Genomic DNA, 24,174 nt, shown 5'->3' on the forward strand with positions numbered 1-24,174 from the left:
AAGAGATGAGGGCCTCCGTTGCATCGTGTTGAGTGTGGTAACCCAATCGATACCGGAGGTCCTCACCTTTTTAGCTCACGCCACGCTCACAACCTGTGTGGGAACAACATCTAGATCAGTCGGCATCAGAGCAAAATTATGGGAGCCGAAGATCACCGTTGGCGGTCTTCGCCTCCCACTCGTAAGGGTTCAACCCTTCAGCGCCGTTTCGATCCAGTCGGCTGGAATGATGTCGGAGAATGCGGGAGCATCGTCCACCAACCCTGTTTGGAGGTGGAAGTCGACGGACTTCTCGAAACCGGATTCGGTGGGTTGTGAGCTGGCTGAGACGTGCGCCTGAATGATCGGGATCAGGGCTTCCAGGGTGGCGGGGTCCATGGCCTCTTCGTATAGGGCAAGGAGTCTTTCCACCTCGGCTGAATCGCTCACAATGAGTTGCTCGGCCCGATCGATGGCTCGGAGAAATGCTGCCACGGTTGGACCCTTCTCGTCCAAGACGTCCTGCGCTTCTACGCCTCAGAATCAGCCCGTCGAAACGCACTGCCAGCATGGATCCACGAATACGATCACCACAAAGCCCCACACCGCCATCGGAAAATACCCGTCCATCAGCCGCTTAACTAACGTCTCTGGGCGGTACATCTAGGTCGATGGCCAAGAACGATCCAGATCCATGCGTCGTGCATCTGCAAGTGGATTTCCATGGTCACGTCCTACCAGGTTGTGCAATTCATCGGCAGTGCGCCGGTGATCTTCTTGCAGTGACCACTCCTGGTAAAAACTGCCTGCCGAAGTGCCCGCTATTTGTTTGCAGACTCCAGCGCGGCCGCCATCGCGTCAATGCTCGCGGACGAGAGGGCGAAGTCGATTGCCATGACGCTGGCTCCGATAATGCCGGCGTCGGCACCGGCTCGAGATTGTGCCACGATGAGATGTTCCGTGGCCAGCGGCATCGTGCGCGAATAGACAACTTCGCGAACGCCGGCAAGAAGATGGTCGCCGGCGAAGGCGAGGGAACCCCCGATCGAGATGATGGAGGGATTCAGGACGCTGACGCAGGTGGTGAGGACTTCGCCGATATCGCGGCCCGCCTGTCGAACTGCCTGAATGGCGGCCAATTCGCCAGCCTTTGTGGCGGCCACCACGTCGCTGAGAACAGCGATGGACTTGCCGTTGTATTCGACTCCGGCGAGGGCTAGTCGCTGAGCCAACGCTGGTCCAGCGGCCATAGCCTCCAAACAACCGCTGTTGCCGCAGCGACAGGGCACGTTCTGACCGCGGGCGATTTGCACGTGCCCGATATCTCCTGCGATACCTTCGGCGCCCCGTTGGAGTACGCCGCTGCTGATAATTCCGGAGCCGATCCCCGTGGACGCCTTCAGAAAGATGATGTTCTCCATGTCGGGCCAGGCGAACTTCTGCTCTCCGAGCGCCATGATATTCACGTCGTTATCGACAAGGACGGTCGCTGTGAGATGGTGGTTGACGAAGCCAGGTACATCGAAGTCATCCCACCCTGGCATGATCGGTGGGTTCGAAGGGCGCCCGGTAGAGTGCTCGACGGGGCCGGGGAGGCCGATTCCGATGGCGATCAGATCCGCTTCTTTGAGGCGGAGAGATGCGAGTTCTGAGCGAATTGTCCTAACCATCCAGCCGAGGCATGTTTCAGGACCATCCGCAATGATGATTTTTGACGATGTTCGGCCGAGGATCTCGCCTGCCAGATCTGTCAGAGCCAGGCTCGCTTGCGTTGCCCCAAAGTCCACGGCCGCAATCACACGGGCTTTGGGGTTGAGGGCTACTTGGGCTGAGGGTCGACCACCGGTAGAAACGGCATCATTGACAGGTGCAATGAGGCCCAGATCAAGCAAAGTGTCGATGCGGAGCTGGATGGTCGATCGAGCCAAGCCCGTCATTGTCACCAATTCGGCCTTTGTTCGTGGCTGCCCATCTCGTAGGAGCTGAAAAAGGGCTGCGGCACTGAAGCCGTTGAATTTGATTTGAATCTCAGCCATCCCCGAATTTTACTGGCGCCGGACGCAACGATCTGCCCCTGATCTGGTTGTTATCGACAGTAGTTGATAACAGGTAGGTAACGTAATGTTGATTTTCGACAGAAGACCATTGTTCACTGTCATTATCGATCCACACACAGAATCACCATGAGATCAATGCCACAGGGCAGTGGAGCTTTACTTATGAAAGGCACATCGATGAAGATTGGCTACTCGACCATTACATGGGGCGGGGTCGTCGGGCATCCCTCCGGCGTCACGGCTGTGAAAGACCTCTTTTATCGTGCGAACGGCGATACCCTCGAAGCGATCTCGGACATCTCATCCGTTGGTTATCAGGGGACAGAGGTGTTCGACGGAGATCTCGCCGAATATGCCGATCGGCCAGACGTGCTGATTGATGCTTTCAAGAAGGCCAAGCTTGAGCTCGTTGCCGTCTACACCGGCGCCAACTTCATTTATGACGACATCCTCGAAGATGAGCTTCACAAAATCTCCCAGTCGGCCAAGCTCGCCTCGGAGTTCGGCGCCACCAGGCTGGTTGTGGGCGGTGGCGCCAAGCGCGCTCGAGGCGAGCAGCCAGACGATATGGCCAAGCTGGGTCGTGCCCTTGACCAGGTTGTGGAGATCGCCGCCTCCTTTGGTCTGGACTGCACCTACCATCCTCACCTCGGAACCATCGTTGAGGGGCCGGACGCCCTCGAACGGCTGATGGGTCTGTCCACAATCAAGTTCTGTCCCGATACCGCCCACCTGACTGCTGGTGGCGGAAATCCGGTTGAACTGATCGAAAAATACGCCGACCGTCTGGCCCACGTACACCTCAAGGACTACAAATACGCCACCGGTGATTTTCTTCCCCTTGGACAGGGAGACATCGATATTCCTGGCGTGATTGCAGCAGTTCGATCAGCTGGCTACGACAGCTGGCTCATGGTCGAACTGGATTCATACGATGGCGACCCCACCGACGCCGCCGTCATCAGTAAGCGGTACCTCGATGACGTTCTTGCCCACTAGCAACACGCTTCGAGACTAATCCCCCCTCTCCCACAAAAAGAAAGCTATTTCAATGAAGAAATCAATTGCAGCGCTTGCCCTCGGCACAGCGTTGATGCTTGGTCTTGGAGCATGCTCAACGGCAGCCACCGGAACCGCGAGCAGTGAAAACGCTGATGTGTCGGCGCAGGTAGACGCGGCACTGTCCGAATTGTCGGGACAGGTGTTGAGTGTTGGTCCGAACGGCGAAAAACCCGCGGGTTTCGATGCAACGACGCTGACCGATGACGAAGTTGCCAAGGTCAAGACCGGAAACTTCAAGGTCGCGATTGTTATGCACTACGCCGGAAACGACTGGTCCACTGCACAGGTGGAAGGGCTCGAGTCAGAATTCACTCGCCTGGGCATGGAAGTCGTTGCAGTGACAGACGCCAACTTCAAACCCGAGCAGCAGGTCTCTGACCTGGAGACCGTACTCGCGTTGAAACCCGACCTGATCGTGTCTATTCCCACCGACCCGGTGGCAACCGCTTCCGCGTACGCACAGGCTCGCGACGCCGGCGTGAAGCTCGTCTTCATGGACAACGTTCCTGCTGGTTTTGTCGGCGGCAAGGATTACGTTTCGGTTGTCTCCGCCGACAATAAAGGCAACGGTGTCGTATCAGCTCACCTTTTGGCCAAAGCTCTCGGCGGCCAAGGCGAGATCGGTCTCGTCTTCCACGACGCGGAGTTCTTCGTGACAGCACAGCGCTACGAGGGTTTCAAAGAAACGATTGCCTTGTACCCCGGCATCACCATTGTTGAAGAGAAGGGTATCGGCGGCCCCGACTTCGCTGGCGACGCGCAGGCAGCCACCACCGCCTTGCTGACCAAGTACCCGAACCTCGCCGGAATCTGGGGAGTTTGGGACGTTCCTGCCGAAGGCATCATGGCCGCTGCCCGTGAGTCCGGTCGCCCGGACCTGAAGATTGCAACCGAAGACCTCGGAACCAACGTTGCTATTGCTCTGGCCAAGGACGAGCTCATCGTAGGCCTGGGCGCTCAGCGCCCCTATGACCAGGGTGTAGCGGAGGCTCGTCTTGGCGCAGCGGCACTCATCGGCAAGGCAGACATTCCGAACTTCGTTGCCCTCGGCGCCCTCCCGGTGACGCACGAGAACGTCCTCGAATCGTGGAAGACGGTTTACCAGGTCGAAGCACCTGATTCGATCTCAAGCGCTTACACGAAATAAAACGCACTTCCAACTGTGGGACCGGCAGCAGACATTTCATCTTTTGCTGCCGGCCCCACGGACTTCACGCTTTGCCCGAAACAGCTAGGTTGCAGCCTTTCCAAAGCTTTCGCCTAAAACGACAAGGAATTCACAATGAAGAGAATCAATGTTGGCCTCATCGGCGGCGGATTCATGGGCAAGGCCCACTCGCTGGCTTATTCGGCTGTCCCCATGTTTTACTGGCCCACCGACATCATGCCGGTCAAACACAGCATCGCGGAGGCCACGGATGACCTGGCTTCAGACGCTGCGGCGCGCTTCGGTTTTCAGAAGTCCACAAGTGACTGGCGCTCCATCATCGATGACCCGGAGATTGACCTCGTTGACATCGCAACCCCTAATAATCTTCACGCGGAGATCGCCATCGCCGCTCTCGAAGCCGGTAAGCACGTCATCTGCGAGAAGCCACTGGCCCGCACAGTGGAAGAATCAGAGAGAATGTACGAAGCCTCGCGCGGAAGCGATCGCGTCCACATGGTGGCCTTCAACTACCGCCGAACCCCCGCTGTCGCTCTGGCGAAACGATATATTGACGAAGGCGCCATTGGGCGCATCCTGAACCTTCGTGCGACGTACTTACAGGACTGGTCGGCCGACCCAAACTCTCCCCTGTCGTGGCGCTTCAAGAAGTCAATTGCCGGTTCAGGCGCTGTGGGCGACATCCTGACCCACGTGCTTGACATGGCTCGTTACCTCGCAGGTGAGATCACCGAAGTGAGCAGTCTGACGGCCAACATCATCACGGAACGCCCCTTGCAGCAGGCTGGTGCCGACTCGCTCGGGAATTCCAAAACCGATGGCGGACCAATGGGATCCGTTGATGTAGAAGACGAGGTCTTGTCGCTTGTGAAGTTCGCCAGCGGAGCCATCGGTTCCGTAGAAGCAACGCGTAATGCCTGGGGTCGCAACAACTTCATCACCCTCGAAATCCATGGTTCGGAGGGGTCCATCGTCTTCAACTACGAGAACAGGGACGAACTTCAGGTCTGTTTCAAGAGCGATGAAAACGATCGTCGCGGATTCCGCACGGTATACACCGGCCCCAACCACCCCAATGGCGCCAATCTGTGGCCCATCCCTGCGTTGGGTATCGGTTATGGCGAAACGAAGATCATCGAAGCCCATGACCTCTTCACCGCTATTGCAGGTGGTGACCCTGTTCGCCCCGACTTCGGCGATGGCTACCAGGTTGCTTTGGTCGATCACGCCATTCTCAGCTCGGCAGCGTCCGGGCAGTGGGTTAAGGTTCCTCAGCTCAACCGCGAGACCGGAAGGGTCGAATAAACCAGATGTCCACGACTCCTGTGCTCGCAGTTGAGATGTCCGGCATCACCAAGGCCTTCAGCGGAGTTCCTGTTCTTCGCGAGGTCGATTTTGAACTGGTCACTGGTGAAGTGCACGCTCTCGCTGGTGAAAATGGTGCGGGCAAGTCGACTCTCATGAAGATACTGCAGGGCGTGTATCAGCGTGACAGCGGCGAGGTGAGGGTTGCGGGTGAGACAGTCTCCTTGACCGACACCTTCGCTGCGCGGGCTGCAGGCATCGGTATGGTTTTTCAGGAGTTCAGCCTCATCCCCACCCTCACCGTCTGGGAGAACGTCTTCCTGACGGCTGAACCCATGGGCAAATTCGGTCTCATCAATGATTCACTCGCCCGTGAGAAAGCGCATGCCATTTTCGTGGACATGGGTGTCAGCGTCGACGTCACGAGCCTGCTCGAGAATCTGCCCACGGCGCTCTGGCAGCTCACCGAAATCGCCAAAGCTTTGGCCCAGAACGCCCGTGTGCTCATCATGGATGAGCCCACGGCATCGCTGGCCAAGCACGAGACGAATGCGCTCTTCGAACTCATCGAGCGACTCCAGGCCCGTGGAATCTCCATCATTTACATTTCACACCGCATGGATGAGGTTTACCGGGTTGCCGATCGCATCACCGTGCTTCGTGACGGCAAGAAAGCTCTGACCGCAAAACTCTCCGATGTCTCTCCGGCGCAGATTGTCGCGGCCATTGTTGGACGAGAAATGTCCGGAATCATGGCCTACGAAGACCGCAGCGCGAAGATCAGCACGGATGCCGTGATGACCGTGACCGGTTTGGCTTCCGGCAAACGTCTGTCAAATGTCACTTTCGACTTGCACCGCGGAGAAATTCTCGGTCTGGCAGGTCTCATGGGCAGCGGTCGCACGGAACTCGTGAACACGTTGTTCGGAATCGATCGGGCCTCCGCTGGAACCATCACGATCAACGGACAGACCGTATCCATTCGCAATCCAGGGCACGCGATCTCCCTCGGGCTCGCACTCATCCCCGAAGATCGCCGAGCTCAGGGTCTGGTGCTCGAGCACTCCGTGCAGGAAAACATCACCCTTCCTCTTCTCGACGAACTCAAGAGTGGTCCGCTCCTGCGTTCCTCCAAGATAGCCATACGAGCACAAGAGATCATTGGCAAGTTTTCCATCAAGGTCGCCGACCAAACAATGGATGTCTCGAGGCTCTCAGGTGGAAACCAGCAGAAGGTCGTGATCGGAAAATGGCTCGGCACTGATCCAGACATCCTCATGATGGATGAGCCCACGGCTGGCGTAGACATCGGTACCAAGAAGGAGATCTTGGCCATGGTTCGCCAGATTGCCGACGACGGCAAGGCCGTCATCATCATTTCGTCCGAACTTCCGGAACTGCTATCGGTGAGCGACCGCATCCTCGTTCTCCGAGATGGCGAAGTGGTTCGCGATCTTTCGCGGGCCGAGATCCCATCTGAAGAATTCCTTCAACTCGCTGTGCAAGGAGCATAAATGTCTACGCTGACTACGCAAATGACCCGCAGTTTTCGAATTGTTCAGCGCTTTGACTGGCGTCAGAACATTATTTACGTCGGTTTTGTAGTGGTGTTTATCCTCTTCGCCATACTCCTGGGCGACAGCGGTTTCACGAGTGCCAACAACCTCCTGAACATTGCGCGCCAGACGGCCACCATTTCGATCATGGCCGTGGCCATGACATTCGTGATCGCCACCGCCGAAATCGACCTCAGTATCGGGTCTGTCGCGGGTCTGTCCTCCGTGGTTTCTGCCCTGGCCGTGTCTTCCTATGGACTGGTACCGGGCATTCTCGCCGGCCTCCTGGTCGGACTCGTTGTCGGTGCTGTCAACGGCGGACTCGTGGCATGGCTCAAGGTCCCGTCTTTTCTCGTGACCTTGGGAATGCTCGGTCTCATTGTGGGCGTGGCTCGCTGGATCACGGCTTCTGCACCGGTGCCGATCGCCGATGCCACGTTCATCCAGATCTTCGGTGGCGGTAATGTCGGCGCGATTCCGTCCCTTCTGATTTGGGCCGTGGTCGTTGTGGCCATTGGCGCGGTCGTCATGAACAAGACGAAATTCGGCCGCCAAGTTCGGGCTACGGGTGGGAATACTCAGGCAGCCATGTTTACTGGAGTCAACACCGCCCGGATCAAATTCTACGTTTTACTCCTCTCCGGGCTCGTGGCCGCCATCGCAGGCATGCTCTACGCGGGTCGACTTCAGTCTGGACGCTTCCAGTGGGGAACCGGTGATGAACTCTCAGTCATCGCTGCTGTGATTCTTGGGGGAACGTCCCTCTTCGGCGGCCGCGGTGCAATCATTGGATCACTCTTCGGTGCGCTTTTCATCGGCCTGGTCAACAACGGTTTGATCCTCGCCGGCCTTGAAGTGAGTCAGCAGCAGGTCGTTCGTGGCGCCATCATCATTGTCGCCGTCGCCCTGTCGAGCAAAAAGGCCTCAAGCTGATGCAGCCCCGACTCCGAGCCGGTATCCTCGGCGGTGGTTTCATGGCAGAAGTACATGCCCGGGCAATCCGGGCAGCCGGCTCCGAGGTTGTACTGATCGCGAGCTCTTCGCCCGACAGCTCCGCTCGCGCTGCGGCTCGGTTGGGTATCCACGGTATCGCTCCAAACGCCCGCGCCTTGATCGAGTCCGATGCGGTGGATGTCATTCATGTCTGCACACCGAATGCGTTTCATTCTGAGCAGGCAGGGCTGGCTCTTCTAGCCGGAAAACCTGTCGTGTGCGAGAAACCGTTGGCGACGCGGGTGTCAGACGCGGAAGACCTGGTGAGCCGCGCAAGGATCTCTGGAACACCGACTGCCGTTCCGTTCATCTACCGTTATTACCCTGCGGTTCGTGAAATTCGGTCGCGCATCTCACACGGTTCGGCCGGAGAGATGCACCTGCTCCACGGCTCGTATCTCCAGGATTGGCTCGCACTGCCCACAACCACAAACTGGCGGGTCGATGAGAAGGTCGGCGGCTCATCGCGTGCCTTTGCTGACATCGGCGTTCATTGGTGCGACCTGATGGAGTTCGTGACAGGGCACCGCATCACCAGACTCGTCTCAGCGCTCTCGCGATCACATCCTGAACGCGGGTCGACCGAAGATGCCGCATCCATCTTGTTTGAGACAGATCGCGGCGCATCCGGCACGCTCATCGCCAGTCAGATTACCCATGGGCGCAAGAACCGGCTCCACTTTTCCTTTGATGGAGAACTGGAATCATACCGATGGAACCAGGAGCACCCGGGAAAGTTCACGGCTTCGAACCAGAGTAGTGAAAGCACAATCTACTCTGGCTCCGCAGAGCTGTCCGCCCTGTCGTCCCAGCGTCTTGCACATCTTCCTGCCGGGCATCCGAAGGGATATCAAGATGCTTTCAACGCTTTTACAGCGGATGCCTATGCTTCATTTCAGGACCAGAATGTCGATGGCCTTCCCACGTTTGTCGACGGTTTACGGGCTGCGATCATCACAGATGCAGTGTTGACTTCCGCACAGTCCGGCCGATGGATCGACGTCGTGGGTCCTACTGATGGAACTACTGCTGTGACGAACAACAGCCTCAGCGTCCTCGACGCAGCCCTAACTCAGTAGATTCATACTGACCACGAAGGAGGAACACATGTCTCGACCCGTCACCCTTTTCACCGGTCAGTGGGCCGACCTGCCGCTTGAGCAGGTCGCGAAGTATGCAGCCGAGTGGGGCTACGACGGCCTGGAAATCGCCTGTTCAGGCGAACACCTCGACGTATGGCGTGCCGCAGAAGATGATGCCTACCTTCAGGAACGCCTCGATATTCTCAAGCGCCACAACCTCAAACTCTTTGCAATTTCGAACCATCTCAAGGGCCAGGCCGTCTGCGATGATCCCATCGATTTTCGCCATCAGGCCATCGTTGGTTCGCGAGTATGGGGAGACGGTCAAGCCGAGGGCGTTCGCCAGCGCGCCGCCCAGGAGCTCAAACTCACCGGCATCGCCGCTCGCAGGCTTGGCGTCGACACCGTGGTGGGATTTACGGGCTCAAAAATATGGCCGTACGTTGCCATGTTCCCGCCGGTACCGGAGCATGTCATCGAGGCGGGTTATGAAGATTTCGCGGACCGATGGAATCCGATTATGGATGTCTTTGATGACAATGGTGTGCGGTTTGCCCTTGAAGTTCACCCAAGCGAAATTGCCTACGACTGGTATACGACGGAGAAGACGCTTGAAGCCATCGGACACCGTCCGGCGTTTGGCCTGAACTGGGACCCTTCACATTTGATGTGGCAGGACATCGACCCTGCGGCGTTCATACATAACTTTGCCGATCGGATTTATCACGTGGATTGCAAGGACACCACTTTGCTGCCGAAGGACGGCCGTCGCGGGCGGCTTTCATCGCATTTACCGTGGGGCGACCCGAAACGCTCATGGGACTTCGTCTCGGCGGGTCACGGCAGCGTGGATTGGGAAGCCAGTTTCCGCGCCCTGAACACGATCGGCTATACCGGTCCCATCTCCATCGAATGGGAGGACTCCGGTATGGACCGACTTCGCGGTGCCCCGGAAGCGCTCGCTTTCATTCGGGCACTACTCTGGACGCCAGCGTCGACTTCGTTTGACGCGGTGTTCAGCAACCAGGACTGATGGGGCAGTCCCGCACAAAGTCGCTGAGAGCTATGACATCAATCACATGCCGGGTTGAACCGTTCCCGGTTTCCTGCCAACGCGTTGCTGGCGTAAACAGCTGTCCACTGACTTGTTGATCTGAGGACTCAGCCCCGGCTCATGGGGTCCCCGATAAGACCGGTTACATCAGCCCGGCCGAAACCCACCAGTCCGGCCGAGCGGCACTCCCCCACTCATTCAGAGTGCGGCAACCGATGCGTCCTCCACGAACCAGACGTGTCGGATCATTGCATCGTCGCTTCTCGGTGTAAGGCTAGCGTTGCGAACTTTGAATGTCGTGGGCACGCTCACTGAATTACCGAAGATCAGTGCGTGCTGTTTTGGCAGAGACGGCAGGCGGCTGAGCACCGCTTCGGATATGAAAGGAGTCATTCGTCGGACGTGCTGGAGGTCTTCCGGGTTCTGGATCCGGTGCACCACGAAGTTAGAGCACTGCGAAAGTACCGTCTTGGAGATTTGGGACTGGCACCAGCGCCTCGGGTCCGGTGTTCACGCGGACGCAATCATGGACCGGATCATCCACAACACCATCTGGGTCGAGACCGGCACCTACAACATGAGGGAGCACACCGCACTGGCCACCGCCTAATCGATGACGGAGGCCGTCAGTGGTTCCCAACCACACCACCATTGGCGCGCTCCCGCACGATCGGTGGTGCTCAACCGCACGATTAGGTGGTGCTCACCGCCTCAAATACTCAAGAGCGCCTGACCCGCGTCACGTGTCGGTCTTCGGGCGTCACTGGTCATATGAGGGCTTCATGCTCATCCGCCTCTTTTCATTCCTTTTGGCGCACGACCAGGATTTTTGGCTGCGCTACAGCCAAAAGCCTGCGGCGTCGGAAATCACGCAAAGTTATTTATGGCTCCTTCATTTCGGCGTATAGGCGTCCCGTGTGGAGGGCGAGGTATGAGATTTCATCGATGGAGACTACTCGGTGAATCGCATCGCCAATCAATTGGGCGATGTCGATTGCGGCCTCCACGGCTTCCGGGTAAAGCTGCCGTACCGCTGCAAGCAAATCCTGATGGGAGCTGTGAAGCTGTTCGTCGGCGGCGGCTCGGGCGAACACGTAGCGCAGATGCGTCACAAATCTAGCGGCACTGCTCGCGTTCTCGTCGATGGGCTGACCCCACCGCTCCGCCAGGCGAAGAAATACTCGGCCAATAGTCTCGGTCATGACGACGGTCCTTGAAAAGTCACCCTTCGTCCACTGCTGATTGACGAAGTGCAGGGCGAAGGCCACCCACTCATCGTCCTGCAGTCGGACCCCAAGTCGTTCGGACACCAAGGTCACCACCTGACGCCCCAAGGCTGCTTCGGACGGGTAGAGCTGGGCCACCTCCCAACGGAGCGGGAAATCGATGCGAATTCCTTCTATAGCCCGACGCACTGCGAAGGTGAGGTGGTCCAGGACCGGGATCATCAGAGATTGTCGCGGTTCGAGGCCGAGTGTTGCATGACCCAGTTCAGTGATTGTCTGGGCCAAGGCGATTTGGTCCAGGGGTGCCTCACTCAGCAGCCCGGCGACCTGGGCTGCGCGGTAGGCCCCGTCAGCTACGAAGCGCTGATTGGCCAAGGAGGTGTCGATGGTCTCTCCTGGACGGCGCTGAAATCCGATACCTTTGCCCAGTAATACGACCTCCATCGTGTCGGACTCTATGGCGAGAACCACATTGTTGTTGTAAACCCGTTTGATGCTCGCTTGCGTGGATGGCTTCACTTCCATCGGGTGCGCTCCTGAAAATGTTGGCAGTCTCGTTTGTGGTGGCGAGTCTCCTCGTCGTGCTCGTTTCGTTTCTGTCCCGCAGTCTTCGCTGGACTCAGGACTTCATGAATGGACAGATGCAATTGAGGCACCGAATCCTGGCATAGGGCCGTGATGGGCCCGTTTGCCCAAAAACGCGGCTTTTCACGTCGGCGCAGATTCACGTTTGCAGTTGGGGGAGAAAAACCGGTCGACAGACCTAAGACCGTTTCTGGATCGCGTTCGCCGGCCGACCTGGCAATCATGGGCGCCGCAAGGCAACCCTCATCTGCGGGCGATTCGCGGGCGTTTCCTTCCATGATTACCTTTTTACTTCCGCCGGACCGTGATCACGGACTCGCCATTGGCCTCAAGGTCTGGCGAGCTCATGGCAAATTTGGCACCGTTCATCAAAATGACGGGGGTGACCATCGAGGGCACCTTCATCTTGATGTCGTCGAGGTCGCAACTGATGATGACGTCCCCGCGAGCAACCCGCTCGCCAACCTTCCGATGTCCGATTAGCCCTTCTCCTTTGAGAGTGACGGTGTCGATTCCGATATGGACCAGGACCTCCGCCCCGGCGTCGGTGCGGACAGCGAAAGCATGCCGTGTCTCCGCCATCAGGACAAGTTCGCCATCCACCGGGCTGCGGAACGATCCGTTGGTCGGCTCGATGGCGAAACCGTCACCGACGGAGCGCCGTGCGAAGACAGGGTCCGGGACTTCGTCCAGAGAAACGATTCGCCCTGCGACCGGACTGTAGACGGACTCGCCCCTTTTCTTGAATGGGTTCTGCATCGTTGTGCTCCTTCAGTCGTCGAGGCCGAGGCTCTCATTGATAGCGTTCTTGTACAAGATGGCTTTGCCGCCGTAGACCGCCTGAACGCCGCCCTGGACTTCAAAGACATCCGTGGCGCCGAGCCTGCGCAACGCGGTCTTGTCAACCTTGGCGGGGTCCTTCACGGATACGCGTAAGCGTGTAATGCAGGCGTCGACCTCTTCAAGGTTGGCGGCACCGCCAAGTGCTTCCAAGACCTTTGCGGCTTCCGTTTGAACTGCGCTTTGGCCGGTGAGGTCGCCGACCATAGCCGGGACGAGGGCGGCGCCTTCCGGGGCAGCCGGTTCTGCATCCCTGGCGATAGTGTCCTCCAAGTGTCCGGGAGTGCCGATTCGGAACCGTTTGATCGCGAAGCGGAAGGAGAAGTAGTACAGGGCGAACCAGACCACGCCAATAGGTAACACGAGCAACCAGTTGGTCCGTTCGTTGCCCTGCAGCACGCCAAAGAGCATGAAGTCGATCACTCCGCCGGAGAAAGTGTTTCCAATACTGATGTTCAGGATGTCAGCGATGAAGAAGGATGCACCGTCGAGCACGGCATGGAACACGTACAGCGCCGGTGCGACGAACAAGAACATGAACTCGATGGGCTCAGTGATGCCCGTGATGAATGAGGTCAGAGCCACGGAGAGAAAGAGGCCCGTGTACTTGGCGCGACGGCCCTTGGGGATGCAGTGCCACATTGCCAGGCAGGCTCCCGGAAGGCCGAACATCATGGTCGCGAAACGGCCGGCGAAGTAGCGGGTGCCTTCGGTGAACATTCCGACGTGATTGGGATCGGCCAGCTGGGCGAAGAATATCTTCTGTGCGCCGTCAACCGACACTCCGTTGACGATCTCGGTTCCACCCAGGGACGTGAACCAGAACATGGGGTAGATCATGTGATGCAAGCCAACAGCTCCGCTGAGACGCAACAAGAACCCGTAGAAGAACGTTCCTATCGGCCCAAGGCCCGCGATCGCCGTGCCGGCGCTGACCATTACCTGCTGGATGGGTGGCCATGCGAGGAAGAAAAGGATTCCCACGAAGATCGCTGCGAACGCAGTCACGATCGGCACGAAACGGGATCCACCGAAGAAACCAAGGACGGCCGGCAATTCGATATTGCGGTAGCGGTTGTGCAGCCATACGGCCGTTGCGCCGATGACCAGAGCGCCGACTACGCCTGTGTCTACAGGCTCGGCGCCAGGCTTGAAGATGTCCAGCATCGCCTTGATGGTGGCGGTCATCACCAGGTAGCCCACGATGCCGGCCAAGGCCGCGGTGCCCTTGTCGCGCTTCGCCAAGCCGATGCAGAGCCCAATAGACAGCAGAAGAGCAAGATTAGTGAAGACCGTCGCCCCGGCGGCGGACATAACGCCGAAGATTCCCTGCAGGATCGCGTTGTCCAATCCCGGGTATGCCTTGACAGTATTCGGGTTAGACAGGGCGCCGCCGATGCCGAGCAGGAGGCCGGCGGCTGGAAGGATGGCGATCGGTAGCATAAATGCTTTTCCGACCTTCTGAAGTTGCTTAAACACTGTTGCTTCTTTCATTTCGGGCACGACGACTCCGTCGTGGGTGAAGGGAAGGGCGATCGCTTACGCGAGAGCCGTTACGAAGTCCGTGGTAATTTCCAGTGGCCGGGTAATTGCACCGCCGACCACCACGCAGAAGGCACCCAGATCGATCATCTGGCGGGCCTGCAGCGGAGTGCGGATCCGGCCCTCAGCGATGACTGGCACGGCAGTCCTGGCCACCAACTGTTCGACCAGCGAAAAGTTCGGACCGGGGGCCCCTTGGGATTGGGGCGTATACCCGCTTAGCGTGGTCCCCACGAAATCGACACCAGACTCGGCCGCGGCCAAGCCTTCCTTGAGGGTGGCGACATCTGCCATAAGGACAAGATTCGGGAATGCGGCCCGGATCTGAGCAATGAAGCCAGCCGGGCTGAGTTTGTCCACACGCTCACGGAGAGTGCAATCCACTGCCACGATATCTGCGCCCACGGCCACAAGAGCTTGCACCTGAGTCATCGTGGCGGTGATATATGGCTCGTACGGCAGGTACTGGTGCTTTATGAGACCGATCACAGGAAGCCCAACAGCCGCCTTGATTTCGAGGACGTCACGCGCGGAGTTGCACCGGATCCCGACTGCCCCTCCCTGCTCAGCGGCCATCGCGAAGAGCGGCATCACGCCGCCTCCGGCAGCGAACAGGGGTTCGCCTGGAAGCGCTTGGCAGGACACAATGAGACCGCCACGGAGGCGGTCTATAAGACGGGGATTAGTCATGGATATTCCTCGGACCCTAGAAGACGTATTTGCCCATGCGCATAACCGCACATGAAGTTACGTCTCAGGTTTTGCCGAAAGTAACAATCCCGATGACATACGCGAAAATTCGCGTTGATCTAAAGCATACATCTGCCACGCCGATTTCGGTTGGACAGTATCTAAAGACCCGAGCGAATTGTGACAAAAGGTCGATGCTATCGGGTCACCTTAAGCGCAGGTCCATGCCGGGGCTTGACCGAGGCGCCGATCGCACGTCTCGTCACGCTGTGGCAAGTTCTTACCCCGCCCGAGTGCGATCCGCGAAGTTGCCTTGTAACCCTAGGGATACGAGACGTCTCACGCCCATGTCTTGGATCCCTCCGCGTTCGCCGGAATTTTGCGGCGCGCCGATTCTCATAACTACGTCCCGGACAACTTGGCGGCCGGGCCAGCGTCGCCTTTGGTGCGGTATCGGTGTAATCCACCGGTGGGAGTACTGCCGCGAGATGCCGAGTTCCTTCGCAACATGAGTCACTGGCTGGCCTTTACCGATGACGCGCTGAACGAGCACAGCCCTCCCGTGATGGTTCAATCGGTCATTAGCGTGGGACAAGAGCACTTCCTTGTTCGTGGCGACTTTGACATCTTCGTCAGAACCAGGGGTTCTTCCTATTTCAGCGGTCGGCTGTCACCAACCTGGCGGCTCAATTCACCGAGCGCGCCGCCAGCGCCTTGGTGAGGGAGCTTGTGGAGGTTGTCGAGCTGTTGATGCGCCAGTCGGTCTCCTTGAGGAAGTGGAACCAGACGAAACCGGTGACGTCGGGTTGCTTCGCCAGGTAGGCCACCAAGGCGGTGTTCCACTTCGACTTCGACCCGCCGGCCTCGGCGGACGAGGTTTCGGCGATAATGATCTGCTTCCCGGGCGCCAGTGCGCGCAGTTGGGCGAGCCCAGTGTCGAAGAGGGCCGCTGGTGCCTGCCAGGTGCTCCAGGCCGCCGACGTACCCCAGTTGTACCCGTCCAGCGCAACGACGTCGACGTACGCGGCGCCGGGGTAAAGTCCGGCCAGCGGGGTCGAACCGGTGTACGGGATGTTCGGGCTCCAGACCCAGGACACGTTGGTGGCTCCGGCTGCGGCGACGACGTCGTGCACGTGGCGCCAGGCCGCAGCGTAGTCGCCCGGGGCGTTGCCGTTAACGCTATCCGCCCAGGGATACCAGTTGCCGTTCATCTCATGGCCGTAGCGCAGCATCACCGGCTGCCCCCAGGCGGCCAGGGCCTGGCCCCACTGGGTGAGGTAGGTGTCGTAGGTGCCGTCAGTGACGCGAGTAGAAGAGTAGGCCGGCTGGCTTAGCCCGCCGCCCCAAACCCAGGGTTCCCAGGTGATTAGGCTCGTGGCTCCGCGCGCCCGCACGGAGTCGAGTTCGGCGATCGACAAGGCCTGGTTGAAGTCTTTGTACGACATCACGATCGAGGGGCTCTCGTTTACGAGAGTGGCGACCGCGTCCAGTTCGGAATTCGCCAGGGCGCCGCCCGGGGTGGCCACCCCGAAACGTAGACGGGACGCGCTGATCGGGGCGCTCGTTGTAATGGCCTGCTGGGTGAGGGTGGTGGTGGCTGCCGGGTCCACCGCGGTGGAGACGGGGGCGAAGCTGACGGTGAAGGACGCGCTGGCCGTCACGGTGCCTACTGTTGCCGTCACCGGCAGGATGCTGGTTGTGGTGTTGGGAACCGTCAGATCGGCGCTGAAGGTTCCGTTCGCCCAGGTTTGAACCGCAAGACGGGTAGTTCCCATGGTCACCGTGCCCGCGGTGTTTCGCGGAAATCCGCGTCCGCTGGCGGTGAGTGTGGAGCCGGCCGGGCCGGTGTTCGGGCTCAATGAGAGAGTGGTGGCACTCGACGCGGCCGACGCGCTGGGGGCGGCAGCCATGCCGGTGGATCCGGCCAGGATGGTAAGTAACACGACCGAAACCGCGACCGCGGATCGGATGTGACGGTGTGCGCGCATGGAAGCTCCCGGGTGGGGAGATTCACTCGGATACCACGGCACAATGCCGCAGTGAAAATCTCTTGTGTCGTCAGAGTAGGGCATCAAGGGGGCCCGCGGAATCCGCGGGGTCTGCTGGCCGCAAATAAAAAAACGTCGGTCCGCATGTACTTCAGGCCAGCACGTTGGGGTACCCAGGAGGTGGTGGCGTGCGAGGAGAGTCGCGCCGTGCCTGCTGGCGGATCCGGCTCGCCCGGGAACATCTCACTCCTGCGGGACACCAAGGAGCAGAGCCTGGTCACCTGCGACAAATCGCCCCTTTCACCCGAGTGCACCTCCACGCGGGCGAGAGCGAGGCCGTTCAACTCGCCCTCGAACCGCGGAGCTGTACCCACTGGGATGAGAACGCCGCGGCGTTGCGCATTGTCGGCGGTACTTACACCGTCACAGTCGGTATCATCGGGGCCGGCGGCTGGACCAAGGAGGCCACATTCCCGCTGAGAAGACTGAATCAGCTCGACTTGTCCCCGTCTTGAGCCGGGGCCAGGAAAGCGCCGACCAGCTCGCTGAAGAATTAATAGTTTCGAATGCTTTCGGCGGCAACAACGACCTCATTGCTCGCCCGAATATCGATCTCGTCGTCGTCCCCACTCCGGGTCCGCAACGCAGAGTGCTAAATTACCTAGTAGGTCATCGCTAGTTCGGAGGCGTTCAGCGACGTTTAGCGTCGCGATTGAGCGGCCGCGGAGATTTCGGATTGACGTTGTCCACCTCCCCCTGGATGGGGGCGGTATCGACACCCCTACCGAATTACAGATCGGACCCGCATGTTCAGCAACCTAACCGGATGGCATTCCCTGATCATCCTTGCAATCGTCGTGCTTCTCTTCGGCTCGTCCAAACTTCCCGCCCTTGCTCGCAGCCTTGGGCAGTCGACAAAGATTTTGAAGAGCGAAATGCAGAGTACGACCCCCGCCGAATCAGGCCTCGATGCCCCGGTGGCCGCTACACCCGAGTCACCGGAGCCTGCCCCCCGTCTCTGAGACGGGTGCCAAAGGGCATACAAGGAACGCCCGCGATATTGTCGTGGACGTTCCTTTTTTCGTAGCTGGTCCGGGGTCAGCCGGAGGTGACCTTCCCGCCCTCGCTGCCCTGCGTGTCCTGGTTGAGCTGGGCGTCGGTACAGACCCGTCGGACCTTTACAATCTGCACGGTCAACGTCAACCAGATGGCGGCGACGATGGTGAAGATCGCTATGACCGTGACCTTTCCCATCGTGACAAAGGGTTTGGGTTCGGCCGGATGGTATGCCGACTGGCCCACCGTGACATTCACGGTTACCGAGTCTGTGATCGGTTGCTCGCCCATAGACGGTGTGTAGTGGGCGAAGAATTCCTGCGGCCCGGCCTCTGACGGCCGGTAGAGGTGGTCAGAGTCTCCGCCCAGGGTCAGGACGGCGACGCCCGTGGTATCGGTGGCGATTGTGCCCAGGGGAAGGAGCCGTTCCCCCAGTGCGCTCGTCGTCGTGAGGAATTCGACATCCCCCTGGGACATGGGTCGACCGTCCGGATCGGTGAGGGTCGCGGTGAGCCGCACTAGGCCGGTCGCTTCCACCCCGGTCAGGGCTATGGATGCCGTGTCTGACGTCGTGTCCGCCTGAGCGGGAGCCGCAGCCCCGACTGCCGCCCCACCCATCAGCCCCACGAGCAGGACGACGATACCCACGGATCGGGCCATCCGCCCGTTACCATCGACCTTTTGCCCGGATTCTGCTTTCCGGATAGTCCCATTCGCGGCGTCGATCTCCTCGATCTCGTCGATGGACAACAGGGGCACCACCCGGAAGAGCAGCATGAGCAGCAGCGGAACGGCGGCCGCTGCGGCGAGGGTCATGGCCACTCCGACCCATGTGATTCGAAAGTCGCCGAAGGTTCCGGTCATGTTGTCGAATGTGGCCGGAGCAACGACCATGAGCATCCGTTTCAGCCACATTGCCGGAACGACGAGGGCCGCCGCTGTGACGATGCCCCACACATTCCTGGTCCAGGGCAACGCCATGATCACGATCGGCAGTACGCCCCCGACGATAACGAATAGCCAAAACCAGACGGCCAGGCGGCCGAGCAGGAGCTCGTGAAACACTGCGAGGGTGTCTGGTTCACCGATGTACGCGCCAGGCAGGAGATCCGCAAAGGTCATATAGAGGTAGGTCGCGGAGAAAGTGACCAGCAGCATCCCGAGACGGACGAAGTGTCTTGGGGTGATAAACGCCTCCAGGTGGTAGCCACGACGGAATGACGCGACGACAAGAATGACCAGCGCTACGCCCGAGTAGAGTGCTGCGACGACGAAGTACGGCGCCCAGATGCTTTCATTCCACCAGGGGCGGTTGGTTAGTGTGAAGGCCCATGACAGCACGGAATGCACCGACACCGCCAAGGGAATGATCATGATCGACACCAGTCCAAGTGACCGGTTCAGCACCTTCCGTTGTACAGGGTTACCCACCCAGCCGCGAGATAGGACTCTGTACAAGCCGGCTCTGAACCGGCCGAGCCGGTGCGGGCCCTCACCATGCAGGATGGCCATGTCCGGCACGAGTGGCAACAGGAAGAACACCAGGGATGCGGCGGTATAGGTCATCACGGCGATAAAGTCCCAGAACACTGGGGCCGCGAAGTTTGGTTGGGTCAACAGCTCCCAGACTCGCTCCGGGCGTCCCAGGTGCGGGATGATGAGTGCCGTGCCCACAAGCACAGTCACTACTGCGGTGCCCTCGGCAAGCCGGGTGAGCGGTGCACGCCAGTCGGCGCCGGTGAGGCGCAGGATCGCGGAAACCACCGCTCCGCCGTAACTGACCCCAATGAATGTGATCACGTCGGCGATGTAGATGCCCCAGAACGCCTGATCGTTGTAGCCGGCGACACCCATCCCAAACACAAGCTGTACGATCCAGGCGACGACACCGGCCAGGACCACAATGCCGAGGGCGGTGATCGCGTACCAGTAGCGGCGGCTGGGGGTCCCGAATGGGCGAAGCGCTGCGTCCCGGACCGGGTTGCTCACGAGAGGTCCTGTCCGTGGCCGCGAATGTAGTAAACCCGCGGGTTGGTCCCGAGTTCCTCCTTGAATCGCACGGCGTCGTTCTCTTTGAGAAATTCGGAGAGTACCTTGACGTCACCGAGGCCATTCACGGCGACGTCGGTGATCAGGTCACCGACATACATGACACCCATTGGGCAGCCGGTCACGCACGCGGGTAGTTCACCGTACGGCAGTCGGTCTGCGCATAGAACGCACTTGCCGACTGTTCCCTTCTGTTGGGGCACCGGCATTTGCGGCGTCGGAGGGAACGGCATCATGGTGACTGGTTTTGGTTCGTTCCAGTTGAAGTAGCGCGCCTCGTAGGGGCAGGCCGCCATGCAGGCCCGGGAGCCGACGCAGGTGTTCGGGTCGACGAGGACGAGCCCTTCGTCAGTGCGGAAGGTGGCGCTCACCGGGCAGACCGACAGGCACGGCGGGTTCTCACACATCATGCACGGCCGTGGCATCGGATAGGTGCCCCCTGTACTGTCCTCCATCGAATACACCTTTATCCAGGTCTGCTCCTCCGGTAGCTTGTGCCGCTGTTGACAGGCGATTGTGCACGCTTTGCAGCCGTCGCAGCTTCGGAGGTCGATGACCATGCACCACGCGTGCTCCGGTCCTTTCCCCTTCTTTCCATTCGTTCCTCCCTGCCCGGTTGTCGCCTCCGCGTCGTCGTTGAGGAACCCGAGGGCTATGGCACTTCCGCCGGCTGCCGCGATCCCGAGGGTGGCGAGGAGGTTGCGACGGCTGAGAGTGTGCCCCTTACCTGCCACGCCGGCACCGGTCTTTCTCACCCGGTTGTCGCCTGTCTCGACTGGCTCGTCTGCTTTATTAGACATTCGAATGTCCTGCCAAACTGCTTGGTGTTCGTGAGTGGAACGGGTGAGCGCTGCGTTCAGCGCTCGGAGACACGCCGTGGGATGCGTCGTGGGATTGCCGGGGCGAACGTCACCAGTGCGGCGGCGGCCGCGATCAGCGCGAGAGCCGATCCGGGAATGCCCCACATTGTGAAGTTCATAACCACGGTCGGGCCCACGACCAGTGGGGTGAAAGAGTCGATGGTCATCGGTGCGGAACCATCCAGGTTGTGTCCCATCTGCCAGAGGTGGAACTGCACATCGGCCAGCGCCCCGACAGGTATAAGCCACAATCCGGTGCAGGCGAGACGTCGCCACCAGGCTCTGTCCGCCGCTGTCGCAATGATTACTCCCAGCACAGCGAGCAGGATCACAAACGGCCACAGCGTCATCTCGGGCATTCCCGTAGCGTCGAAGCGTGGCATCCCGATGTAATGCGAGAGCACCGTGATCTCACTCAGGTCGCCACTGACGCTGTTGCCGTACGCTTCGATGTCGAGGCCGGCTGGGTATTGGGGGGCGAGGAACCTCATTTGCCAGATCGGCAATGTGGCAGCGACGAGTACCAAAGCGATCCCGGCAGCACCGGCAACGATCCGCGCGATTCCGATTCGCGTCACCGAACCTTGCCGGAAAAAGCGGGCGAAACCTTCGGTTCCTGCCGTCATGAGACCGTCAGCGTTCCTTCCATTCCGCCTGACCGATGCCCGGGTATCGAGCAGTACACCGCGTATGTGCCCGATGCGAGGGTGACGTCTGCCTCGACGGTTTCACCGGCATCAGCCATGAGATGCACATGCAACTCATCGATCAAGAGGTCATGCCCTGTCGTTCCCTTGTTCGTGAAGCGGATCGTCGTTTCGCCCGCGACCGCAGTGAGGGCGGCCGGCGTAAAGGAGAACTCCTTGCCGACCACGGCAAGCACCGCGGTGGACGAGCTGGACGAGGACGTCGCCGACCGGTCAGGCTGAGCCCCGCCGGTGCTGCATGCCGTCGCCAGCAGGACCACGGTCAAGAACAACGATGCAAGGCCCGCGCGTCGCGAGGATGCCGGCCTCATCAGGCACCCGCCGGTGCTACAAGCAGCCACCCGTACATTTCCATGTGCATGGCAGAGCAGAATTGGGCGCAGTAGAAGGCGAACGATCCCACCCGGTCGGCGGTGAACTCCACGCTCACGGTCTCCCCCGGGTCGAGCGTGGCCTGAAGGTTGTGATTGGGCACTGCGAATGTGTGTGTGGCGTTTTCCGCTGTCTCGATGTTGGTCAGGTGGATGCGCAGCTTCTCACCGACAGTGACCGGGATCTGCTCCGGAGTGAAGTGGCTGCGCATGACAGTCGCGTAGACATCGACGAAGCCGTCCGCGCGCACGATTCGTTCCTGCCCGGAGGCGGTCGCGAACTCCGATTTAGCCATGGTCTCCGGGTTGGTACCCGGAGGGTAGACCGTGAGCGGGTTGAGCCGGTCGACGCTGATAATCTGCGCATAGTGCGGCTCGGATCCGCCGAGGGGCAAACTGCTTAGCACGCGTGGCGGCGTGTGATCAATGTCGAAAAGCTCCAAGTTCACCGGATGCTGCGGACCAAGTTTCTGCACCTGATCGAGCGACCACTTGTTGAGGGCGACCATGTACGTCCCGACCGGCGCTACGGTGTCTCCGCCGGGGATCGCGAGGTGGCCAATGTTGTAGTGCACGGGGATCTTCTCAAGAACGGTAAACGGTTTTTCAGTCACACCGGCATCGGGACCCAGGGTCCACTTGATGATCGCACTGTCAATGAAGAGGCTCGTGTACGCGTTGCCTTTGCCGTCGTACTGCGTATGGAGCGGCCCGGCACCGAGTTCGACATGCGCCGCAGTGACGGCCGTGATCGGGATGATCGGAACGCCGTAGCGGTCCGTGCCCTCGAAGTTCTTGTCCTCGATGGCCTTCTTGATCATCGTGATCGAGTACACCGTCACGGCCGGGTCGAGCTTGCCCGCGATCACGATGTAGTTTCCGTCGGGAGAGACCTCAACTCCATGCGGATTCTTCGGCTCAGGAATGAAGTGCAGGATGCCCTCACTGATGGCCACTTGCAATGGGATCACGCGGATGCCGTTCCGCATAATGATCTTGCCTGCCGCGACGACCTTTTCGGCTTTCTTCCAGTCAATGACGTGGAGGTAGTCGTATTTGTTCTTGGCCGCCCCGATTTCAATCGGCGGGTTCTTGTGAGACATGCCGACCGAGAGCTCGGCGTTGAACGAATTCAGGAACCCGTAGCCCGCGCTGGCCAGCTTGCCCATGTCTGCGAGATCCTGATTATAGGGTGGGAGCTCGATCTGAAAGCTTTTTTCGGGCACCAGGTGGCCCGTCGTCTGGTCGATCGCACACCAGCTCGAGAAGCCTCGATAAAGGTCCGCGTAGCTTTCGAGCGGCGCATATCCGTTATCGGTAATCGGCCGGGGAGTGATGGACGACACATGGGCGTACTCGGAATCGGGCGTGACGAACACTCCGCCGTGAGCGCTGCCGATGTTGGGGATGTCGTAGATCTGCTTCGTCTTGTAGTCGGCGAGGTCAACCATACCGATCCGCCCGTTGGCACGGTCGTTGACGTACAGCCAGCGGCCGTCATACCGGCCTTCGGTTTCCGAGAGGGCGGGATGGTGGGTGTCGCCCCAGCTCAGCAGATTGCTCTTGGTCGGATCGGACCCCCGCGGGATGACGCCGTCAACGTCCGTACCAAAGCCATATCCAGAGAATGAATCGCGAGAGAACACGGGAATGATCTTTAGCAGCCGCATCGAAGGGATGCCGATGATCGAGATCTGACCGGAGTGCCCGCCGGACGCGAACATGAAGAACGGATCATACTTGCCGGGTGGCACCACCGACGTCAGAGCCGCACGGGCCTCGGCACCGGTCAGTCCCCGGCTTGAGGCCACAGCCGCGAGTTCCCCACCGGCTCCTAGATTGTTGCCAACGTTCGTGCCGGTGATGCCAACGGCCGCGCCAGCGACCACACCACCGCCAACCTTGAGAAAATCTCTTCGTTTCATGGCGGGGATCTTCATGGCATGTTCCTCCTACTTGTCGCAGGTTCACACGGCTTTTCGGCGCGCAAAACAGGCACTAATG

21 protein-coding genes and 3 pseudogenes are annotated in these 24,174 nt (G+C 59.6%); 11 read left to right on the forward strand and 13 right to left on the reverse strand.

Going from position 1 to position 24,174, the window contains the following annotated elements; translation table 11 throughout:
- Positions 1–189: 189 nt before the first annotated feature.
- Positions 190–495, reverse strand: coding sequence for a hypothetical protein (locus E3O47_RS12095; protein WP_134416678.1), 306 nt, complete (start codon positions 493–495; stop codon positions 190–192).
- Between the two features lie 9 nt (positions 496–504).
- Here E3O47_RS12095 and E3O47_RS16610 point away from each other — a divergent pair.
- Positions 505–646 (forward strand): annotated as a pseudogene (locus E3O47_RS16610) (IS481 family transposase); the annotation flags it as partial.
- A gap of 154 nt (positions 647–800) precedes the next feature.
- Here the strand turns inward: E3O47_RS16610 and E3O47_RS12100 are convergent.
- Positions 801–2,015 (reverse strand): ROK family protein, encoded by a 1,215-nt coding sequence (locus tag E3O47_RS12100; protein ID WP_104100460.1) that lies wholly within the window; start codon positions 2,013–2,015, stop codon positions 801–803.
- A gap of 198 nt (positions 2,016–2,213) precedes the next feature.
- Here E3O47_RS12100 and E3O47_RS12105 point away from each other — a divergent pair, with 198 nt between their 5' ends.
- The 8 genes and pseudogenes from E3O47_RS12105 to E3O47_RS12145 form a co-directional block, all read left to right on the forward strand.
- Complete coding sequence (locus tag E3O47_RS12105) at positions 2,214–3,035, forward strand: sugar phosphate isomerase/epimerase (RefSeq protein ID WP_134420649.1); 822 nt, start codon at positions 2,214–2,216, stop codon at positions 3,033–3,035.
- 52 nt (positions 3,036–3,087) lie between these two features.
- Positions 3,088–4,245: a substrate-binding domain-containing protein gene (locus tag E3O47_RS12110; RefSeq protein WP_104100458.1), complete on the forward strand. Its 1,158-nt coding sequence runs from the start codon at positions 3,088–3,090 to the stop codon at positions 4,243–4,245.
- 135 nt (positions 4,246–4,380) lie between these two features.
- Complete coding sequence (locus E3O47_RS12115) at positions 4,381–5,571, forward strand: Gfo/Idh/MocA family oxidoreductase (RefSeq protein WP_104100457.1); 1,191 nt, start codon at positions 4,381–4,383, stop codon at positions 5,569–5,571.
- A 5-nt stretch (positions 5,572–5,576) separates the two neighbouring features.
- Positions 5,577–7,085: a sugar ABC transporter ATP-binding protein gene (locus tag E3O47_RS12120; protein WP_198416294.1), complete on the forward strand. Its 1,509-nt coding sequence runs from the start codon at positions 5,577–5,579 to the stop codon at positions 7,083–7,085.
- The gene (locus E3O47_RS12125) at positions 7,086–8,060 is read left to right on the forward strand and encodes an ABC transporter permease (RefSeq protein WP_104100456.1); all 975 of its coding nucleotides are present in this window, start codon (positions 7,086–7,088) and stop codon (positions 8,058–8,060) included.
- Positions 8,060–9,199, forward strand: coding sequence for a Gfo/Idh/MocA family oxidoreductase (locus E3O47_RS12130; RefSeq protein ID WP_134420651.1), 1,140 nt, complete (start codon positions 8,060–8,062; stop codon positions 9,197–9,199). Before E3O47_RS12125 ends, E3O47_RS12130 begins: the two co-directional genes overlap by 1 nt.
- Before the next feature lie 28 nt (positions 9,200–9,227).
- Positions 9,228–10,235 carry a sugar phosphate isomerase/epimerase family protein gene (locus tag E3O47_RS12135; RefSeq protein ID WP_134420653.1) on the forward strand — a complete coding sequence of 336 codons (1,008 nt, stop codon included), beginning with the start codon at positions 9,228–9,230 and terminating at the stop codon, positions 10,233–10,235.
- Positions 10,236–10,737: 502 nt separating this feature from the next.
- Positions 10,738–10,866, forward strand: a pseudogene (locus tag E3O47_RS12145) (ATP-binding protein); the annotation flags it as partial.
- Positions 10,867–11,137: 271 nt separating this feature from the next.
- Here E3O47_RS12145 and E3O47_RS12150 read toward each other — a convergent pair.
- From E3O47_RS12150 to E3O47_RS12175, 6 genes and pseudogenes are all read right to left on the reverse strand, one after another.
- A complete protein-coding gene (locus E3O47_RS12150; RefSeq protein WP_134420655.1) occupies positions 11,138–12,007 on the reverse strand; it encodes a PRD domain-containing protein in 870 nt (289 codons plus the stop codon).
- Positions 12,008–12,355: 348 nt separating this feature from the next.
- Positions 12,356–12,826: a PTS glucose transporter subunit IIA gene (locus E3O47_RS12155; RefSeq protein WP_104171233.1), complete on the reverse strand. Its 471-nt coding sequence runs from the start codon at positions 12,824–12,826 to the stop codon at positions 12,356–12,358.
- Between the two features lie 12 nt (positions 12,827–12,838).
- Positions 12,839–14,401: a PTS transporter subunit EIIC gene (locus tag E3O47_RS12160; RefSeq protein WP_241986198.1), complete on the reverse strand. Its 1,563-nt coding sequence runs from the start codon at positions 14,399–14,401 to the stop codon at positions 12,839–12,841.
- Positions 14,402–14,446: 45 nt separating this feature from the next.
- Positions 14,447–15,139 (reverse strand): N-acetylmannosamine-6-phosphate 2-epimerase, encoded by a 693-nt coding sequence (locus E3O47_RS12165; protein WP_134341913.1) that lies wholly within the window; start codon positions 15,137–15,139, stop codon positions 14,447–14,449.
- 460 nt (positions 15,140–15,599) lie between these two features.
- Positions 15,600–15,734: pseudogene (locus E3O47_RS16615) on the reverse strand (leucine zipper domain-containing protein); the annotation flags it as partial.
- 91 nt (positions 15,735–15,825) lie between these two features.
- Complete coding sequence (locus tag E3O47_RS12175) at positions 15,826–16,821, reverse strand: glycosyl hydrolase (protein ID WP_347232588.1); 996 nt, start codon at positions 16,819–16,821, stop codon at positions 15,826–15,828.
- Positions 16,822–16,912: 91 nt separating this feature from the next.
- Between E3O47_RS12175 and E3O47_RS16620 the strand changes: the two genes are divergently transcribed.
- Together E3O47_RS16620 and tatA are read left to right on the forward strand one after the other, a co-directional pair.
- Positions 16,913–17,113, forward strand: a complete 201-nt coding sequence (locus E3O47_RS16620) for a hypothetical protein (protein WP_241976810.1) — start codon at positions 16,913–16,915, stop codon at positions 17,111–17,113.
- Positions 17,114–17,933: 820 nt separating this feature from the next.
- Positions 17,934–18,149: a twin-arginine translocase TatA/TatE family subunit gene (gene tatA, locus E3O47_RS12185; protein WP_104100451.1), complete on the forward strand. Its 216-nt coding sequence runs from the start codon at positions 17,934–17,936 to the stop codon at positions 18,147–18,149.
- Between the two features lie 76 nt (positions 18,150–18,225).
- Here the strand turns inward: tatA and nrfD are convergent, their stop codons facing one another.
- From nrfD to nosZ, 5 genes are read right to left on the reverse strand one after another with little or no spacing between them, the layout of a single operon-like run.
- Positions 18,226–20,172 (reverse strand): NrfD/PsrC family molybdoenzyme membrane anchor subunit, encoded by a 1,947-nt coding sequence (gene nrfD, locus E3O47_RS12190; RefSeq protein ID WP_134420661.1) that lies wholly within the window; start codon positions 20,170–20,172, stop codon positions 18,226–18,228.
- Entirely contained in the window at positions 20,169–21,032 is an 864-nt protein-coding gene (locus E3O47_RS12195) for a 4Fe-4S dicluster domain-containing protein (protein WP_134420663.1), read from the reverse strand. Before E3O47_RS12195 ends, nrfD begins: the two co-directional genes overlap by 4 nt.
- A gap of 56 nt (positions 21,033–21,088) precedes the next feature.
- Complete coding sequence (locus E3O47_RS12200) at positions 21,089–21,670, reverse strand: hypothetical protein (protein WP_134420665.1); 582 nt, start codon at positions 21,668–21,670, stop codon at positions 21,089–21,091.
- A 44-nt stretch (positions 21,671–21,714) separates the two neighbouring features.
- Complete coding sequence (locus tag E3O47_RS12205) at positions 21,715–22,059, reverse strand: cupredoxin domain-containing protein (protein WP_241986200.1); 345 nt, start codon at positions 22,057–22,059, stop codon at positions 21,715–21,717.
- Positions 22,060–22,109: 50 nt separating this feature from the next.
- Entirely contained in the window at positions 22,110–24,110 is a 2,001-nt protein-coding gene (nosZ, locus tag E3O47_RS12210) for a Sec-dependent nitrous-oxide reductase (protein WP_134420669.1), read from the reverse strand.
- Positions 24,111–24,174: the final 64 nt, after the last annotated feature.

Origin of the sequence: Cryobacterium sp. TMT2-17-1 (assembly GCF_004402765.1) — a bacterium.
In the GTDB taxonomy this organism is placed as follows: domain Bacteria; phylum Actinomycetota; class Actinomycetes; order Actinomycetales; family Microbacteriaceae; genus Cryobacterium; species Cryobacterium sandaracinum.

Bases quoted from the DNA above. Each gene is read 5' to 3' on its own strand.
- E3O47_RS12100 (WP_104100460.1), bottom strand. From the start codon at position 2,015: ATGGCTGAGATTCAAATCAAATTCAACGGCTTCAGTGCCGCAGCCCTT.
- E3O47_RS12105 (WP_134420649.1), top strand. From the start codon at position 2,214: ATGAAGATTGGCTACTCGACCATTACATGGGGCGGGGTCGTCGGGCAT.
- E3O47_RS12110 (WP_104100458.1), top strand. From the start codon at position 3,088: ATGAAGAAATCAATTGCAGCGCTTGCCCTCGGCACAGCGTTGATGCTT.
- E3O47_RS12115 (WP_104100457.1), top strand. From the start codon at position 4,381: ATGAAGAGAATCAATGTTGGCCTCATCGGCGGCGGATTCATGGGCAAG.
- E3O47_RS12120 (WP_198416294.1), top strand. From the start codon at position 5,577: ATGTCCACGACTCCTGTGCTCGCAGTTGAGATGTCCGGCATCACCAAG.
- E3O47_RS12125 (WP_104100456.1), top strand. From the start codon at position 7,086: ATGTCTACGCTGACTACGCAAATGACCCGCAGTTTTCGAATTGTTCAG.
- E3O47_RS12130 (WP_134420651.1), top strand. From the start codon at position 8,060: ATGCAGCCCCGACTCCGAGCCGGTATCCTCGGCGGTGGTTTCATGGCA.
- E3O47_RS12135 (WP_134420653.1), top strand. From the start codon at position 9,228: ATGTCTCGACCCGTCACCCTTTTCACCGGTCAGTGGGCCGACCTGCCG.
- E3O47_RS12150 (WP_134420655.1), bottom strand. From the start codon at position 12,007: ATGGAAGTGAAGCCATCCACGCAAGCGAGCATCAAACGGGTTTACAAC.
- E3O47_RS12155 (WP_104171233.1), bottom strand. From the start codon at position 12,826: ATGCAGAACCCATTCAAGAAAAGGGGCGAGTCCGTCTACAGTCCGGTC.
- E3O47_RS12160 (WP_241986198.1), bottom strand. From the start codon at position 14,401: ATGAAAGAAGCAACAGTGTTTAAGCAACTTCAGAAGGTCGGAAAAGCA.
- E3O47_RS12165 (WP_134341913.1), bottom strand. From the start codon at position 15,139: ATGACTAATCCCCGTCTTATAGACCGCCTCCGTGGCGGTCTCATTGTG.
- E3O47_RS16620 (WP_241976810.1), top strand. From the start codon at position 16,913: ATGGTCACCGTGCCCGCGGTGTTTCGCGGAAATCCGCGTCCGCTGGCG.
- tatA (WP_104100451.1), top strand. From the start codon at position 17,934: ATGTTCAGCAACCTAACCGGATGGCATTCCCTGATCATCCTTGCAATC.
- E3O47_RS12195 (WP_134420663.1), bottom strand. From the start codon at position 21,032: ATGTCTAATAAAGCAGACGAGCCAGTCGAGACAGGCGACAACCGGGTG.
- nosZ (WP_134420669.1), bottom strand. From the start codon at position 24,110: ATGAAGATCCCCGCCATGAAACGAAGAGATTTTCTCAAGGTTGGCGGT.